This window comes from Niallia sp. Man26, from assembly GCF_022049065.2.
Taxonomy (GTDB): Bacteria; Bacillota; Bacilli; order Bacillales; family Cytobacillaceae; genus Niallia.
Window position 1 is genome coordinate 1,568,298 of record NZ_CP095743.1, and the last position, 16,853, is coordinate 1,585,150.

The 16,853-nt window shown below is 38.3% G+C and carries 19 protein-coding genes and 1 pseudogene; 16 read left to right on the top strand and 4 right to left on the bottom strand.

The features are described from left to right. The first annotated feature begins 13 nt into the window (after window positions 1–13). From L8T27_RS07890 to L8T27_RS07915, 6 genes are all read left to right on the top strand, one after another. Window positions 14–403, top strand: coding sequence for a hypothetical protein (locus L8T27_RS07890; RefSeq protein WP_233314270.1), 390 nt, complete (start codon window positions 14–16; stop codon window positions 401–403). A gap of 83 nt (window positions 404–486) precedes the next feature. Beyond that, the gene (locus tag L8T27_RS07895; protein ID WP_233314269.1) at window positions 487–828 is read left to right on the top strand and encodes an ArsR/SmtB family transcription factor; all 342 of its coding nucleotides are present in this window, start codon (window positions 487–489) and stop codon (window positions 826–828) included. Window positions 829–923: 95 nt separating this feature from the next. Continuing rightward, window positions 924–2,039 (top strand): DUF418 domain-containing protein, encoded by a 1,116-nt coding sequence (locus L8T27_RS07900; protein WP_237941234.1) that lies wholly within the window; start codon window positions 924–926, stop codon window positions 2,037–2,039. A 317-nt stretch (window positions 2,040–2,356) separates the two neighbouring features. Continuing rightward, window positions 2,357–3,295, top strand: a complete 939-nt coding sequence (locus tag L8T27_RS07905) for a magnesium transporter CorA family protein (protein ID WP_233314267.1) — start codon at window positions 2,357–2,359, stop codon at window positions 3,293–3,295. Window positions 3,296–3,613: 318 nt separating this feature from the next. Further along, window positions 3,614–4,924 (top strand): MFS transporter, encoded by a 1,311-nt coding sequence (locus tag L8T27_RS07910; protein WP_233314266.1) that lies wholly within the window; start codon window positions 3,614–3,616, stop codon window positions 4,922–4,924. Between the two features lie 57 nt (window positions 4,925–4,981). Further along, window positions 4,982–5,968, top strand: coding sequence for an ornithine cyclodeaminase family protein (locus L8T27_RS07915; protein WP_237941235.1), 987 nt, complete (start codon window positions 4,982–4,984; stop codon window positions 5,966–5,968). 29 nt (window positions 5,969–5,997) lie between these two features. Here L8T27_RS07915 and L8T27_RS07920 read toward each other — a convergent pair whose 3' ends face one another. Further along, the gene (locus L8T27_RS07920) at window positions 5,998–6,540 is read right to left on the bottom strand and encodes a helix-turn-helix domain-containing protein (RefSeq protein ID WP_233314264.1); all 543 of its coding nucleotides are present in this window, start codon (window positions 6,538–6,540) and stop codon (window positions 5,998–6,000) included. Window positions 6,541–6,709: 169 nt separating this feature from the next. On the opposite strand from L8T27_RS07920, the gene L8T27_RS07925 reads away from it, so the two are divergent. The 7 genes and pseudogenes from L8T27_RS07925 to L8T27_RS07955 all read left to right on the top strand — a co-directional run bounded on the left by L8T27_RS07925 (window position 6,710) and on the right by L8T27_RS07955 (window position 12,560). After that, a complete protein-coding gene (locus L8T27_RS07925) occupies window positions 6,710–7,696 on the top strand; it encodes a DUF3231 family protein (RefSeq protein ID WP_237941236.1) in 987 nt (328 codons plus the stop codon). Between the two features lie 145 nt (window positions 7,697–7,841). Further along, a complete protein-coding gene (locus L8T27_RS07930) occupies window positions 7,842–8,285 on the top strand; it encodes an SRPBCC domain-containing protein (protein WP_237941237.1) in 444 nt (147 codons plus the stop codon). A 135-nt stretch (window positions 8,286–8,420) separates the two neighbouring features. Then, a pseudogene (locus L8T27_RS07935) lies at window positions 8,421–9,038 on the top strand (HAD hydrolase-like protein); the annotation flags it as partial. 57 nt (window positions 9,039–9,095) lie between these two features. After that, window positions 9,096–9,635: a GNAT family N-acetyltransferase gene (locus tag L8T27_RS07940; RefSeq protein WP_237942273.1), complete on the top strand. Its 540-nt coding sequence runs from the start codon at window positions 9,096–9,098 to the stop codon at window positions 9,633–9,635. A gap of 316 nt (window positions 9,636–9,951) precedes the next feature. After that, window positions 9,952–11,580: a ribosomal protection-like ABC-F family protein gene (abc-f, locus tag L8T27_RS07945; protein WP_237941238.1), complete on the top strand. Its 1,629-nt coding sequence runs from the start codon at window positions 9,952–9,954 to the stop codon at window positions 11,578–11,580. 102 nt (window positions 11,581–11,682) lie between these two features. Then, window positions 11,683–11,988, top strand: coding sequence for a YciI family protein (locus tag L8T27_RS07950; protein ID WP_237941239.1), 306 nt, complete (start codon window positions 11,683–11,685; stop codon window positions 11,986–11,988). Window positions 11,989–12,002: 14 nt separating this feature from the next. Then, the gene (locus L8T27_RS07955; protein WP_233314259.1) at window positions 12,003–12,560 is read left to right on the top strand and encodes a GNAT family N-acetyltransferase; all 558 of its coding nucleotides are present in this window, start codon (window positions 12,003–12,005) and stop codon (window positions 12,558–12,560) included. 167 nt (window positions 12,561–12,727) lie between these two features. Here the strand turns inward: L8T27_RS07955 and L8T27_RS07960 are convergent, their stop codons facing one another. Next, window positions 12,728–12,847 carry a hypothetical protein gene (locus L8T27_RS07960; RefSeq protein ID WP_233314258.1) on the bottom strand — a complete coding sequence of 40 codons (120 nt, stop codon included), beginning with the start codon at window positions 12,845–12,847 and terminating at the stop codon, window positions 12,728–12,730. 28 nt (window positions 12,848–12,875) lie between these two features. After that, entirely contained in the window at window positions 12,876–13,889 is a 1,014-nt protein-coding gene (locus L8T27_RS07965) for a DUF3231 family protein (RefSeq protein ID WP_237941240.1), read from the bottom strand. Between the two features lie 213 nt (window positions 13,890–14,102). Here L8T27_RS07965 and L8T27_RS07970 point away from each other — a divergent pair, with 213 nt between their 5' ends. Both L8T27_RS07970 and L8T27_RS07975 read left to right on the top strand, forming a co-directional pair. Continuing rightward, window positions 14,103–14,321 carry an RtcB family protein gene (locus tag L8T27_RS07970; RefSeq protein WP_233314256.1) on the top strand — a complete coding sequence of 73 codons (219 nt, stop codon included), beginning with the start codon at window positions 14,103–14,105 and terminating at the stop codon, window positions 14,319–14,321. 269 nt (window positions 14,322–14,590) lie between these two features. After that, entirely contained in the window at window positions 14,591–15,553 is a 963-nt protein-coding gene (locus L8T27_RS07975; RefSeq protein ID WP_233314255.1) for an RtcB family protein, read from the top strand. A gap of 365 nt (window positions 15,554–15,918) precedes the next feature. Here L8T27_RS07975 and L8T27_RS07980 read toward each other — a convergent pair whose 3' ends face one another. Continuing rightward, window positions 15,919–16,164, bottom strand: a complete 246-nt coding sequence (locus tag L8T27_RS07980; RefSeq protein ID WP_233314254.1) for a YkuS family protein — start codon at window positions 16,162–16,164, stop codon at window positions 15,919–15,921. Between the two features lie 158 nt (window positions 16,165–16,322). Here L8T27_RS07980 and L8T27_RS07985 point away from each other — a divergent pair, with 158 nt between their 5' ends. Next, window positions 16,323–16,826 (top strand): GNAT family N-acetyltransferase, encoded by a 504-nt coding sequence (locus tag L8T27_RS07985; RefSeq protein ID WP_233314253.1) that lies wholly within the window; start codon window positions 16,323–16,325, stop codon window positions 16,824–16,826. Window positions 16,827–16,853: the final 27 nt, after the last annotated feature.

Consider the following 16,853-nt stretch of genomic DNA (forward strand, 5'->3'; position numbering starts at 1 on the left):
TTGGTGGTGTACGATGGTAAAAAATTATGTTTGGTTTAACTGGCTCATGCTTGCAGTGTTCGGATTATCTACCGTTTTAGCTATTTTTATTGTTTATTTTCATAATGGTCTTGCCTTTGCAGAAAATTTTATTTATGGATATATAGTATTTATTTTGCTGTATGCTTTGTACCTCGGTGGTAGTGCTTTAAAATATTGGAGAAAGGCAAATCGGACAGAAATTAAAAAGAGAATGCTAAAATTCCTCTCTTGGTTTGTTGTGCTTGCCATTATTTCTTTTTTTATTAATAATGTTCTCAAGCAAGATAATAACGGTGCATACTCTTATTTATTTATCCCGTTGGGCTGCTCATTCGGTATAGTATTTTTGGATGTTCTATTTATGAAGAATAAAGCAAAATAGGTAATTAGAAGTAGCATATCCTTGCAGACATTAGAAAACGGCATTATTATATAATTATAATTTAATGGAAATGGATGATTATAATGTCTAATGAAGAGTTGGAAGAAACAGCAGCCATTTTAAAGTTATTAGGTGATAAGACTAGGTTGTCCATAATCGGGATGCTGAATATCCATGATTGCTGTGTATGTGAATTTGTTGACATTTTTCAAATGTCTCAACCGGCAGTCAGTCAGCATTTAAGAAAGTTAAAGGATGCAGGACTTGTGAAGGAACAAAGACGAGGGCAATGGATGATATACTCTCTTGAACGCAATACGAAGTATTTTCCGATGATTGAAGATGTGCTCCGGTATATCCCTGACCAAACGGAAAGATTTACTTGGCTAGAGGAAAATGGACTGAGAATTTCATGTGATGCATAACTTCATTAAAAAATATAGGTAGCGGGGCTCACCGCATATAGCAGAATTTGCAATTGTTATATGCGGTGAGTCTTTTTTATGAAAGAAGGGATGATATGAATAGCTTAGAGAGAATTCATGAAATAGATATAGTAAGAGGTTTTGCTGTTTTAGGGCTTGCTTTTGCGAATATTGTGCCGTTAAGCAGTCCCGTATTATATGACAGCTTTCCAAGCAGTCTTTGGACAGGACAAGTTGATTTATTAATACAACAATTATTATTTATTTTCGTACAAGGAAATTTTTATCCTTTATTTGCTCTTCTGTTCGGATTCAGTTTTATGCTGTTTATGGACAAGGCAGCGGCAAGGGGAAAAAATCCGTACATACTATTTTCCAGAAGGCAATTCGTTCTACTTTGCATTGGGGCAGTGCATGCTATTTTCATTTGGTACGGAGACATCCTAACCACCTATGCTCTGTTTGGCTTTTTGTTGCTGCCACTCTATAAGGCGTCTAGTAAGACAATTAGCATTCTGCTAATACTGTTATATTTGCCAAATATGTTGCTGCTTTTTTTATTTATTCATTTTCCGTATAATCCGGCTGAGTACTTTGATTACGATTACTTACTAACCGTTATTGAAAATTATCAGACAAGTGGAATCACAGCTTTTTTACAAAATTTTTATGATTGGCTGTCAACCTTTGAGTTTTTTTCTATTGTATATTTATTTCTAAGCATTTTTCCGATGTTTTTAATCGGGGTTTTACTAGCGAAAAATAAATCAACTATTATACATATAACGAAGAAGCATGTGTTTGTATGGATTTTGTTTGGAGGACTAGGGTTAGGCTTGAAAATATTGGCTGTGCTGCACCCTGATTCCTTGCTGTTTATTCAAGCATCTGATGCATTTGGTAATCCGCTTATGTCATTGTTTTATGGGTTAAGTATTTTACTGTTTTTGCAGCTAAGCAAAATGAGTCTAATCTATTTCCGTTATGTTGGCAGATTGGCGATTACTAATTATTTAATGCAAAACATTATTGGGTTACTCATTTTTAGAATTTTTTCTTTGTATGCAACAATACCGCCGTCAAAGTTAATACTCATCTCTTTTGTACTTGCTGTCTGCCAAATTGGCTTAAGCTATCTTTGGTTACAACGTTTTAAACAAGGCCCAGTTGAATTTTTGTGGAGAAAGTTAACCTACTTTAAAATTTATTAAAATCTATAGGAAATTCGAATTTGTAGCATTGAATTACACAATAGTCGAAAAGTTTGATTTTTTGGATTTTTATTTAATATTTTACTAGTTTAGTTGCAAAACCATAGGAAATAAGTACAATGAAGTAGTTGATAAAAATTAGATTATAAAAGGAGTTGAATTTTTATGAGTAGTCATTATTGCAGTGAACCAGAGCCCGAGTCGACCAAGGGGGAAGTCAATAAGGAGTCATTCCTTCAAATATTGAATGCAAGTAAAATTCAACTTGTTTATGGCTAAGTTTTGGCTTCCTCATAATTTTTAGAGGAGGTTTTATCATGTTAAACATTTATCTTTCTAACGAAGAAGGAGTACTTAAAGAAACGAATACGATTACGAGCGGGTGCTGGATCAACATGGTTGCCCCAACGGAACAAGAGATACAGTTTATTGCCCAGAAGCTTGAACTACCGAATGGATTTTTGAAAGACTCTTTGGATGAGGGGGAGCGTTCAAGAATTGAAAAAGACGGTGAAGATATTTTGATCATTGTCAACGTTCCAAATGTTACGATGAATGAAAAAAAGAAACCGGAGTATGATACGATTCCATTAGGAATTATCATTGCGAAAAACTGTTTCGTCACCATTTGTTTACAGGATAATCCGATTTTTCAAGCTTTTTCTCAAGGGAAAGTCAAGGATTTCTTTACATATAAAAGAACGAGATTCGCTTTTCAAATCCTGTATTCTATGTCTAATGCGTATTTAAAGTATTTAAAACAAATCAGCAAAAAGATAGATACGATTGAGGGTCAACTTCTGCAGTCGATGCGAAACAAGGAGTTATTTTCTCTGCTGCATCTTCAGAAGAGCCTTGTTTATTTTACAACATCACTCAAAACAAATGATATTGTTATGCATAAAATGATGAAAAGCAGATTTTTAAAAATGTATGAAGACGATCAGGATCTCCTTGAGGATGTTATTATAGAGAACCAGCAAGCGATTGAGATGGCTGAAACACATGCATCTATTTTAAGCAGCATGATGGATGCATTTGCTTCAATTATTTCTAACAATGTAAGCATGGTAATGAAGTTCTTAACTTCCTTTACGATTGTTCTTTCCTTTCCGACAATGGTTGCGAGCTTTTATGGAATGAATGTAGACATTCCTTATCAAGAATATAAATATGCCTTTTTTGTCGCTATTTTAATTTCAACAATCTTATCTAGTATTACAGCGGTTGTTTTTTGGCGAAAGAGGTTCTTTTAAAGTAGACAGAGTGCATAATAAGATGCACTCTTTTTTATTTTATCCAATAAATTCAAGTAGAGTTACGGATATTTTTAAGGAGAGATTTTCTTACAAAACACATTGACTGAAAAATCTGAATATAATATACTCCAATTATCGGAAAATTTTTTTTGCTTAAATATTTAAGTGTCACTTCAATTTTTTAAACGGATATGAAGTGGTAACAAAATATTTGATATTAGGTTAAAAGGGGAGTGGGGAGGAGAAAACATATGATTACCTCATCTAGGGCAGGCAGAGCAGATAAAAAAATGTGAAGATGGAGTGATATGGATAATGGAGACACAGCCAATACAAGTTCAGCCGGCAGTGACAAAAAAGATTGCCAGTAAAGCATTAATTGCTAGTTTAATAGGCAGTTCCATTGAATGGTTTGATTATTTTCTATATGGCACAGTTGCTTCCTTAGTATTTACAACCTTGTTTTTTCCAAATCATGATCCTGTTGTCGGATTGCTGTTATCTTATGTGTCCTTTGCATTGCCTTTTTTCATTCGACCTCTTGGAGGAATTATCTTTAGCCATATTGGTGATAGAGTCGGGCGAAAAACAACGCTAGTAATGACATTGTCGCTGATGGGCGGCGCAACAGTCTTAATCGGCTGTTTGCCAGATTATGATGCAATTGGTGTTTGGGCACCAATCCTGCTTATTACATTAAGATGTATTCAAGGCCTTGGCATTGGCGGGGAATGGGGCGGTGCTTTGCTGCTAGCAGTCGAGTATTCAAACAAAAACAGCCGCGGTTTTTTTGGAAGTATCCCGCAAATCGGCGTAACAATTGGGATGCTGTTAGGAACATTATCCATTACTATTTTGACTACTGTGTTAAGTGATGCTCAATTTATGTCATGGGGCTGGAGAATACCGTTTATTTTAAGCGCTTTATTAGTATTTCTAGGCCTTTGGATTAGAAAGGGGCTTGATGAAACACCTGCATTTAAAGAAGCTAAAGAAAGTGGAAACGTTGCAAAGGTGCCGATTATTGAGACAGTGCGCTATCACTGGAGAGCAGTGTTAATAGCTGTCGGCGCAAAAGTGGTGGAAACAGGACCATTTTATATTTTTGGAACCTTCATCATTGCCTATGCCACTGAATACCAAGGTTATGAGCGGACTGTTGCTTTGAATGCAGTTACAATCTCGGTCTTAGTTGCAACTGTCATGATTCCCTTGATGGGAAAATTATCAGACAAGGTAGGGAGAAAACCGCTCTACATTGGCGGAACGGTTGCGATTCTTCTTTATGCCTTTCCGTACTTCTATCTTGTATCCTTACAATCAGATTTCTTGCTGATTATAGCAACTGTTATTGGCCTTGGCATTCTGTGGGCACCAGTTACAGCTGTACTTGGCACGATGTTTACTGAAATATTCACTACAAATGTCCGTTATACAGGTGTCACACTAGGCTATCAGCTTGGAGCTGCACTTGCCGGCGGGACAGCACCGCTCATTGCAACAGCATTGTTAAGCGCATACAGTAATTCGTGGATTCCTGTTGCATTATATATTGTTGCTACAAGTGTCATATCTTTAATTGCCATTTACTTTGCGAAAGATAAAAGCAACGAAGAACTGGATTGATGGGGATGGGGGCTATAGATCTGCTCCCAGAAAAATTTTTTAAGGGGAGGTAAAAAGATGCTGATATTATCACAGAAGCAGATTCGCGCCATTTATCCTATGGAAGATTGTTTAGAAGATGTGCGCAAAGCCTTTTTATATGATGCACAAGGAGAGACAATTACTCCTGTCAGGACAGCAGTGGAGCATGAAAAGGCAGGTGGAACTTCCCTTATAATGCCTTCATATTTAAAGCCGCTCGACTATGCAGCGGTTAAGGTTATCACAATTTTTCCGAATAACGAACAAGGCAATCCTGCCTTAAAAAGCGTCATTTTGTTAACTGAAACACAAACCGGCAAGCAAACAGCCCTTATGGATGCCAGTTTCTTAACTGTATTACGAACAGGTGCGGCAAGTGGTGTCGCAACAGACCATCTCGCAAGGAAGAATGCTAGGAGTGCTGCCATACTGGGTTGCGGAGCTCAAGCTCTCGGACAAGTACAAGCTGTGATGGCAGTTCGTAATCTAGAACAGCTGGTTTTGTATAACCGGACGACGGAAAAAGCAGTCGAGTTTGCTGAAGTAATCTCCTCCCTCTATCCAGACTGGAATGGTGAGATAAAGATTGCAAAAACAGGCAATGATGCGGTGAAAGAAGCAGACATTATTGTCTGTAGCACTAAATCGACTGAGCCGCTTTTTGATGGCAGCCATATACGGCCTGGCACACATATTAATGCAATCGGCGCCTTTAAGCCGCAGATGAGGGAAGTTGATTTAGTGACATTAAAACGCTGCAGCAAGATTGTTGTCGATACAATCGAAGGTGCTCGTGATGAAGCAGGAGACTTACTCATACCAGAAAAAGCAGGGCAGTGGAGCTTTGACATGCTTTACGGGGAATTAGGAGAGCTTGTAGCTGGCAGAAAGGCCGGCCGTACTTCGGAGGATGAAATCACTCTATATAAATCTGTCGGTGTTGCTTATTTAGATACTGCCGTTGCAGCTGCAGTCTTTATGAAGGCAGTTGAAAATGGGGTGGGTTACGAAGTTGCATTATAAAAAAATCCCCATCTTATGATGGAGATACTTTAAGTTACGCTTGAGCGCACATATAGTATTTTAACTAATTTATCCGTTCTGTTATACCAGTTATGAGGATTGGTAGATTCTACATGAAAGCTGTCTCCAGGATGAAGCTCGTATTCATCCTCCTCATAGAGGACCGTAAGTATTCCTTCTAGTACATACAGAAACTCCTGTCCTGAATGAGTGAATGTTGTTACTTTTTGATTGCGCGGCAACAATGTGACAATCATCGGTTCAAACACAGGGTTGTTTACATCACCTGTGATGCTTTCATAAATGAATTGGGACGCTTGAATGGTTACCGCATCTTTAACACTGCGATGAACAAATTTTTTCTCTTTGTTTTTATCTGTGAAAAAATAGCTTGGGCTGACATTAAGAGCTTCAGCAATTTTTGTGAGCGACTCAATCGTAATGGAAGACTTAGATCGTTCCACCTGAGATATAAAACTGATAGATAAGCCAGTTTTTTCTGCAATCTGTTTCAATGTTTGTTTTTTGCCGCGCCGAAGCTCATAAATTAATCTGCCGATGTTTTGCTCCATAACTGCTCCTTTATAGACAAAAAGAATAATAATTTTTAAAGCTGTATGTACTGGTCATTTTATTATATACAAGTATTAGAATATTGCAAAAGGTTTGCGTTTTTAAGGAACATACATGAAATCCTCCGGTAATGGGCAAACTCATAAAAAAATACGTGGAGGACTTACTGTGTCAAAAAAAGACTCACATCTATTATCTTCAGCAGAAGTGTCCCAGCTATGGGGATCTTATATGGGAGAAAGCTCTCAAGTATGCATGTTCAGTTATTTTTTGAAAATTGCCGAAGATAAGCAAACAAAGGATATTGTGGAGTTTGCTTATCACACATCGGTTCGCCAGCTGGATGAAATAAAAAAGATCTTTAAGTCTGAGGGTAGGGCAATACCTCATGGTTTTCATGTAGAAGAGGATATATCTCCAACAGCAAAAAAGGTGTATACAGACGATTTTATACTGGAGTATATTCACCAGTTTGCCAGAATGGGTTTACGGGCGCATGGGATAAATTTATCTGTTGTTCAAAGACAAGATTGTATGGACTATTATAAGAAGTGTCTAACAGATGCTATGAAGCTTTATGAAATGCTGGTGGAACTTCTTACACTTAAAGGAAAATACCAGAGCTTACCGGAGGTTCCGCCAGCAAAGGAAGTCGATTATATCCAGCGCCAGAGCTTTCTGTCTGGATTCCTAGGAGATAAGAGACCGCTCACTGCTCCAGAGATTACAAATTTATATGCCAATTTCCACCGAAATGCTTTAGGTGCTGGATTAATGATTGGCTTCCTTCCATCAACACGTTCAGAGGAAGTAAAAAAATATTTAATTCGCGGAAAAGAAATTGCTGAGAAGCATTGCGAGATTTTCCAAGCATATTTGAAAGATAATGATTTGTACGCTAGCCTTCATTGGGATAAAGAGGTCATACCACAGGATTTGAAAGTATTCTCTGAAAAGCTGATGATGTTCATTGCAAGCGCACTTACATCAGCAGGCATAGGCTTTTACGGATTAGGGTTAGGCACAAGCTATCGTCGGGATTTAGGCGTCTCTTATAACCGTCTGTTAGGAGAAATTGAACTGTATGCAGAGGACGGAACTAATATTATGATTGATAAAGGCTGGCTGGAGTCACCACCGAAAATGAGAGTTTAGCTGTACAAGAAGGTGGATACTGATAGAACAGTATCCACCTTCTTTGTTAAAGATAAGCTAATTATGTAAACTATCGCATTGCTCCGTTTAGGTACCGTATCCTCCTATGATAGAATAGAATAATATAAAAAAGGGGGCATTATAGTTGGTAACAGAAGTAACTGTTAAACTGCAAATAAACAAGCCTGTTGAAAATGTATTCGCAGCGATTGTAGAGCGAGAAAAAATCGGCAATTTTTGGTTTTCATCCAGTTCAGAAAATTGGGCGCAAGGTCATACTGTCATCCTTAAATATAACGAGTATAAGGCAGAAGCAGCAATTCGTCTGCTGGAAATTCTGAATAACGAAAAAATTGTGTTTGCTTGGGGCGCTGAACGGGAGGAAACAATCGTTACCATTAAATTAAGGGAGCACGAACAAACAAATACAATAATGGAAGTGCGGGAATCGGGCTTCAAGCCCGAAGATCCCCTGCTTGTTGAAAAACTGCTCGGCCAAAAGGAAGGCTGGGTTTACACCCTTACCTGCTTAAAAGGTTACTTAGAACATAACATCTGTGATTTGAGGGCGGCGCTAGTGTTTGATTAAGAAGGTGCAATATTGTTTTTATTCAGGAAGACTGCTGCTTAACTAGCAGTTTTTTCTTTTTTAGGACAATGTGGGTATTCATTGAATTTGAATATGGTAAAATGAGGTAGTTTACAAGCAGAAAGGGATGTTGGAATGAAAACATATAAAGTCATACTATTTGATTTGGATGGAACACTTTCAGATCCTAAGGAAGGAATCACGAAATCTGTTCAACATGCTTTCGCAAAGCTTAATAAACAAGTACCAACATTGGATGAATTAGAATGCTATATCGGACCGCCATTGCATGTTTCTTTTGCAGAATATGCTGGATTTGATGAGGAAACAATTCCAAAGGCAATTGGATTTTATCGGGAGAGATTTAAAAAATACGGAATGTATGAAAATGAACTCTTTGAAGAGATACCAAAATTGTTAAGCCGGTTAAAAGCGAACGGCTGTATTTTGGCAATCGCAACCTCAAAACTGACGGTTTTTGCTGAAAAAATTGCCGAGCATTTTGCAATTGATTCTTATTTTGATATGATTGTCGGCAGCAATCTCGATGGAACTAGATCAGCGAAAACAGACATCATTCAATATTTGCTTGATTATTACAAAGAATATGAACCTAGTGATTTTATCATGATTGGGGATAGAAAATATGACTTAATTGGAGCAAATAATACTGGCATAGACTCTGTCGGTGTTACATATGGATATGGGTCCCGGGAAGAGCTGGCTTTATCCAAGCCTACCTATCTAGCAGACACTATTCAAGAGGTTGAGAATATTTTCTTTGGCGGACAAAGCTCGATTATTCCAAGCATGTATGCAGAAGATAACATCATCATTAGACCGTTGATAGAGGCTGATCTTTATCCGCTTTGGGAACAGGCATATAAAGAAGAGGCACCTGAATGGAAAAACTGGGATGCGCCTTATTATGAACATAAGGCTGTTCCGTGGGCCGAATTTATGAAGCGCAAGAATGAAATAATCGGTCAAGGCGATTATTGGGGGATTGAGGTAGACGGAAAGCTTATTGGTACGGTTAGCTACTACTGGGAGCATAAACCTTCCAATTGGTTGGAAATGGGTATCGTTATTTTCAATCCTCAGTATTGGAGCGGAGGATACGGAACAAAAGTACTAAAGCTGTGGACAAGTCATTTGTTTCAAACACTCCCGCTAGTAAGAGTTGGCTTTACAACATGGTCTGGCAATCATCGCATGATGAAGGTAGGAGAAAAGCTCGGGATGCAGCTAGAAGCACGGCTTAGGAAATGCCGTTATTATAATGGTGTTTATTATGATTCCATCCGCATGGGAATATTGCGGGAGGAATGGGAAACGAGCGCGATTTAGCATATAAGCCGATTCCTTTTTTTGTCATTTATAGTTTGTAAACCATTGCATTGAAAAAAGAGTTTTGTTACACTGTTAGTAACAAAGCAGAAAGGGATGATGGGTGGACGATGATTATCTAATCTTATTTTATTTAGCCTGAAATGCATATTTGCAAATCAAACTAAAATAGGATTAGTCTGCCCATTTTCTATCTATACGTATCAATAAGTCTTACAAGGCTTATTTGGTCATGCTTAAAATGTTCGGCTAATCCTTCCAAAATTACTTTTGGGAGGATTTTTTTGTCCTCCCTATTTAAGAGAGGGATTAATTAATGAAAGAATTATTGAAATTGCATCATATTAGTTATGAAATCAAGGACCATCTTGTATTCGAAGAAGTGACAGCATCGGTGCAGCAAGGGGATATAATCGGCATTATCGGTAATAATGGTGCTGGCAAATCGACACTTTTGCATCTGTTGAATGAAGACATAACTCCTTCTAACGGTGAGCTCCAATGGCTTGTTCCCTTAACTTCTTGGCTTGTTGTTCAGGAATCAGCGACGCATCTGTCTGCAGATAAATCAGTCGCTGAAGTAAAGCTATTAGAAAAATGGCAAGTGCCTGACTCTCCATATGAATACTTAAGCGGTGGCGAAAAACTAAAGGCCAGACTTGCTGAAGGATTCGCACAAGATGCTGATATGTTATTGCTGGATGAGCCGACAAATCATCTTGATGACAAGGGTCTACAGATGCTTCAAAAGCAGGTAAAGGAATATAAAGGCACCATTGTGTTAGTGTCACATGACCGCTATTTTCTTGATGAAGTGGCCACAAAAATTTGGGCTATTGAAGGCAAGAAGCTTGTGGAGCATAAGGGGAACTATACTGCTTATATGGAGGCTCGCAAACAAAAAAGACTTGTGCAGCAGAGGGAATATGAAAAACAGCAAAAGCTGACAGAACGAATAGAAGGTCAGATTAAGGAATTGAATTCCTGGTCAAAAAAAGCTCACGCCGAATCCACGAAAAAGGAAGGGGTAAAGGAGTACTACCGAGTTAAAGCAAAGCGCATGGATGCCCAAGTAAAATCAAAACAAAAGCGGCTTGAAAAGGAGCTGGAGAAGAATAAGGTGGAACCTGTTGAAGGCGAGCACTCCGTTTATTTTTCCCTTCAATCCAACAGTAAGGTCGGCAAACGGTTTCTCGAAGTGAAGGGTTTGGCGAAAGCATATGGAAAGCGGACATTGTTTAAGGATGTGCATTTTACCATTAAACACGGCGAAAGAGTAGCTCTAACAGGTCCAAATGGATCCGGCAAAACGACTCTTTTGAAAATGATTGTTGGTAGTGAGCAAGGAATTGGCGAGATATGGGTATCTCCTACAGCTAAGATTGGCTATTTATCGCAGGAGGTTTTTGATCTTCCCCTTGAACAGACACCCTCACAGCTTTTTCATCGCGAGACGTTTGCAGAACGAGGCAATGTACAAACTTTAATGAAGCAGTTAGGTTTTATTGCGTCTCAATGGAGGGAACCAATCGGCTCGATGAGTATGGGCGAGCGCGTTAAATGCAAGCTGATGGCATATATATTAGAGGATAAAGATGTGCTTTTACTAGATGAACCAACCAACCATCTGGACCTTGCATCCCGTGAGCAGCTGGAGGAAACACTGGCACAATATAATGGAACATTAATTGTTGTTTCACATGACCGCTATTTCCTGGAGAAAACGACAACAAGCTCGCTTTTAATCACGAATAATGGAGTTCGCAAACAATGGCAATCACCTGCTGCAGCTAGAGATGATGTGGAAGAACTGCGGCTGAAGCTTGAAACAGAAAGGCAGGAAATACTAGGAAGGTTAAGTTTCATGATGCCGCATGATAAGGAATATTCTAAGCTTGATGCGGAATTCAACGAGCTAACGAAAAAGCTGAAAGAGCTGTCATAAGGATTACAAGAATAAGCACTTTTCTGTGAAGGAAAAGTGCTGTTTGCTGTAGAAAGAATATTAATGGCAATGATATCTACAAATACAAAGGGGACATGATTAATGCAATTTGTTGTTACGGCATATGATGGTACGGATGAGCAGGCATTGGAACGGAGAATGTTTGCAAGAAAAGAGCATTTAAGTTCCGTAGAAATGCGGTTTAAGGAAGGAAAGCATTTATATGGTGCAGCCTTATTGGATGATCACGGAAAAATGATTGGTTCGATGATGGTCGTTGAATATCCGACAAGAGAAGCTGTTGACGAATGGTTAAAGGTAGAACCCTATGTAACAGGCAATGTGTGGCAAAAAATTGATGTTAAGCCATGTATGGTGGCAGGGACGTTTATGGAATTGTATAAATAAATGGAGGTAAATACATGTGCCTCAAGCATAAAGATTTCCCACTGCTTGCAACAGATCGCTTACATTTAAGAAAAATAACGAAGGAAGATGCAGCAGATATTTATCGTTATCTTTCTGACAAAGCTGTAATGAAATATTATGGAATGGAGCCTTTTCAGTCAGTGGAGGAAACAGTCGAGGAGATCGATTGGTATAGCAAAATCCACATGCAGCAGACTGGAATAAGATGGGGCATTACATTAAAAGGCGAAGACAAAGTAATTGGCAGCTGCGGTTTTTTAAATTGGGAGAAGCGCCATTTTCGCTCAGAAGTTGGCTTTGAGCTTCATCAACAGTATTGGGGACAAGGACTTGTCAGTGAGGCTCTTCACGCTGTCGTTGATTATGGCTTTGACCAAATGAAACTAGTGCGGATTCAAGCACTTGTAGAGCCTCCAAACCGCCAATCACAAAGAGTGCTGGAAAAGAATAACTTTTTACAGGAGGGACTGTTAAGAAGCTATGAATACAGCTGCGGAAAAATGGATGATCTTTATATGTATTCCCTATTAAAGACTGATTTTAAGAGCTAATACTATTTACTCCTATAAAAAATTTATTAAAATGGTAAAAAGCACGAGACATTCTCTATAAAGAACGTTACAATAGAAATGTAATGCTATCACCAATGCCTAGAGTAGTAGCACTTACATTTTTAAAAGCCATGAAAAATGGGGACTAACATTTTTCATGGCTATTTTTAACCTCTATTTTCTTCTTCATTACTGTCTTTTTTATCATCCCATCCATATATTTCATTAATTTCCTCGACGAGATGATCTAAAAATTCATCTGAGATAACTTCTTGCTCTTTTTTCATCTATCAAGGCTCCTTTAAGCAAAATATATTATTTTTGTTTTTTTGCAAGTAAATTACGGTCGATGTTATGCGGTGGCTTGTCCATCCAATTGTGCTCGATTAATAGATTTCCGCCGTCCTCTGCATAGTTTGAAGTTTCCACCATTAGCCGAAGATAGATAGAACCAAGGTCATGGCGCGGACTAACTGCAATAGAATCACCAAAATTTCGTAATTTTGCAGAAGACAGATTGCTGATATGAAAAAGCATCAGTTTTTCAGAGTAGGGCGCTGTTTGGGATGTGGTGATATTAAATTGACTTGGCATTGTCAATGGCAAGTCTTCTGACTTTAGTACATTGGAAAATACGGAATTTTGTTTAATATTTATATGCTTGCCTCTTATAAAATAGTTGCTGATATCCTCTGATTTTGCGACTTGGCTGAAACCGAGCAGCAGCACGGTTTTCATCGTGTTGAACTGGATATTAGCAAATAATTGTGAAATTTCAATACCTGTTAATGGCCTTTTATCACCAAAAAAGCCATTAAAAAAGCTTTGCCGTTGAACCATTTCAGCAGCATCCATCGCAGGTATATTCGGAGGCCGCACATGAATCCCCATTTCGTGCATTAACTCTGTCACCTGATTGGAAAGAGTAGCAGCGTCCCTCATGATTTCGACAATAAATTGACGTATATCTAATCTTGATGTATTAGGCAAGGTAATGCTGTAAAAGATAATTCCCAACTTATACATCATGTCTATGTACTCAAGATAAAACTCATCAGAAAACAGCCGTGGTGCGGAAAGATTTACATCTTTTTCTGCTGAAAAACCGACAGGAAGAGGGATATTATCTGCTTGGAATAAAATGGTAACACGATTAATGATTCTTTGGCTTAAAACATCACTGTCTTTAATAATTGCCTTGATTCTTTTATCCTCCACATTTGTTAAAAAAGGCTGGAACATACAGTGAGACATCGTGTTTGCTATATAAAAGTTCCATAAATTTCCCTGTTCAGCACTTGTTAGCGGTGGTTTGTTAAGTTTCGTCATATATGATTTGCTCCCATCAGAACGATAACGGTCTATATTGTCTAAAAAAAAGTTTTCCCATATGTCTGATTTTCATTCATTGCTGGCTGTAATTGTTTTCTATTATTTTACAAAATAAGCAGGATTATATACACTATTAAGCGAACTGGACTAAAAACGGCAGCACATTCCCAGTTGTGAAACTGCTGTTATAAGTGTAAGAGGAGGGATTTTATGATTGAAGTGCAAGGGAGATTTAACAGCGCCAAAGTTTTTACAGATAAAGTCGAAGAAACAGCATTGTCGCAAATTCAAGAGCTTTGCGATCAGGACTTTACAGAAGGAACCAAAATCCGGATTATGCCTGATACTCATGCAGGCGCAGGCTGTACAATCGGAACAACGATGACTATAACAGATAAAATTGTTCCAAACTTAGTCGGGGTTGCTTGATGTTGGCCCAGACGTTAAACCACTCGCTCAATTGCTGGAACCCCTATTAGGGCAATCAGCAGCCAGAGGCTGTGGCAACATAGTCAAATGGTTCAGAGACTTGCACGCTAGTGGCAGATTTACGTGCAGAATTATTACCAAACCTTATAAATGATGGGATAATTAATACGGCGAGCCTGCGATAGGAGCTGCCTAACTCCGATAACCGCAGAGAAGGTATAGTCCAAACTCTTAAGTAATTAGGAGAAAAATGTGATATCGGCTGCGGCATGGAAGTTGCCGTTATAAATAAAAATAAAACAGAAGTTAATTTCGATAAGCTCGATGAAATAATCCGCAAACATATTCCAAGCGGCTTTGCCACAAGGGAAAGCAGTCAATTCCATCCGTATTCCAAAAAAATTGATTTTCGTAATGTGGTCGCGCCTTTTAACTTGAAAAGAGCTAAATCATCAGTTGGAACTTTAGGTGGAGGTAACCATTTTGTTGAGTTGAACGAATTAGACGATAAAATTGTGATTGTCATCCACTCTGGTTCAAGAAATTTAGGCAAGGTAATTGCAGAGCATTATCAAAACTTAGCATATAATGAGCTGTTAAGTTTGCAGGAAGAACGCCAAACGCTGATTAATGAATTGAAAGCAGAAGGCAGGGAAAGGGAAATTGAAGAAGCGTTAAAAAGCCTTAAAAGTCCTTTCATTAAAAAGGATCTTGCTTATCTTCAAGGAAAAAGCTTTGATCATTATATGAATGATATGAAAATCGCGCAGCATTATGCACTTTTGAATCGTAAAGCAATGGCAGAAGAAATTGTCTCCCGTATGGGCTGGGAAATAGCGGACAGCTTTACAACGATTCACAATTATATTGATATGGAACAAATGATTCTCAGAAAAGGGGCAATCTCTGCCAAAAAAGGGGAAAAAGTAATCATTCCAATCAATATGCGTGATGGCAGCTTAATTGCAATCGGTAAAGGTAATGCAGAATGGAATGAATCGGCTCCTCATGGTGCAGGCAGATTAATGTCAAGAACGAAAGCAAAAGAGATGGTGTCATTGACAGAATTCCAGGATTCAATGAAGGAAGTATGGACGACTTCTGTTAATGAAAGCACATTAGATGAGAGCCCGATGGCATACAAGCCAATGGAGGATATTATTAGACATAGTGTTGATACCATTGAAATTATGAAGGTTATTAAGCCTTTGTATAATTTTAAGGCCAATTAAAACCAAAGAAAAAGAAGGATTGCGCTTGTAATCCTTCCTTTTCTTTGGAGAAGATGACCTTCAAAAAAACACATCTACAAGCAATATGCCTAACCCGATCAAAAAGATAATCATTTAATCAGCTCCCCTCTTTAAAAGGAATACTACATCATATGACAAAAGGGAAAAAACTAATGTAACGAGAGTGGAAATTTTACTAAAAATACATAATTCTTTTGATAAAAAAGCAAAGTGTCCCTTATGTTTATCGCCATGATTTAAGCTCTTCATACATAAGGGGAAGGAAAAAGGGGAGTCTAGCTGGATTCATAGGAGGTTACGCTTAAGCATGCACCCCAAAAAAGGTGCTTGCTTAAGCATGTTTTTTATTTGTTTGTTCTTTGTGCTACTTGCTGACATACTTCATCAGCAGAAAGGCCGTTTGCCTCAATAACAGAGCCTTGTATTTGTGTGTCCTGCATGCCCATTACGTTAGAATCAATTCCTGAGACAACACAGCAATCACAGTTTTGTGCATCAGACTCTTGCTTTAAATCAATCACCTCATGCCCTTGTTCACGGAGAGCCTCTGAAATATTTGTTAGTGATTGTTCTACACCAATTCTTGCCATATGTATCACCTCCTCCAAAAAGTAAGTTGTCCTAAAACAACAGAATTATTCTAAGTGAAACTAAACTGAAAAATCTGATATTTAAAAGGAGGAATTTAACAGGATAAACAGAATAAAGAGATATTGGCATGAAAAATAATTTTTGGTGGTGGCAATAGTTGAACAAACCAATTGTGGAACTATTTCGGCAAAAGCATCAAGCTGAAGTGGTTGACTTGATATTAACGATTCAGCAAACAGAATATAATATCCCTATTACAAAAGAAGACCAGCCTGATTTATTGATGATAGAAACATTTTATCAAAGAGGAAAAGGCAACTTTTGGGTTGCTCGTAGTGAGGAGAAGGTAGTTGGTACCATTGCTTTACTTGATATCGGCAACAGCCAAGCTGCCTTAAGAAAAATGTTCGTGCATAAAGATTATCGCGGCGCAGGCTATAATACAGCGAGACTTTTGTTGGAAAATGCCCTTGCTTGGGCAAAGGAAGTCGATATTTTAGAAGTTTACCTTGGCACTACGCCTCAGTTTTTAGCAGCTCATCGCTTTTATGAGAAAAACCAGTTTACAAGTATTGAGCTGGCCGAACTGCCTAAGGCCTTTCCGCTTATGGAGGTTGATAAGAAGTTTTATAAGTATAAGGTAGAAGAGCACGCAATATAAGAAGCTGCCGATTTTTTGACGGCAGCT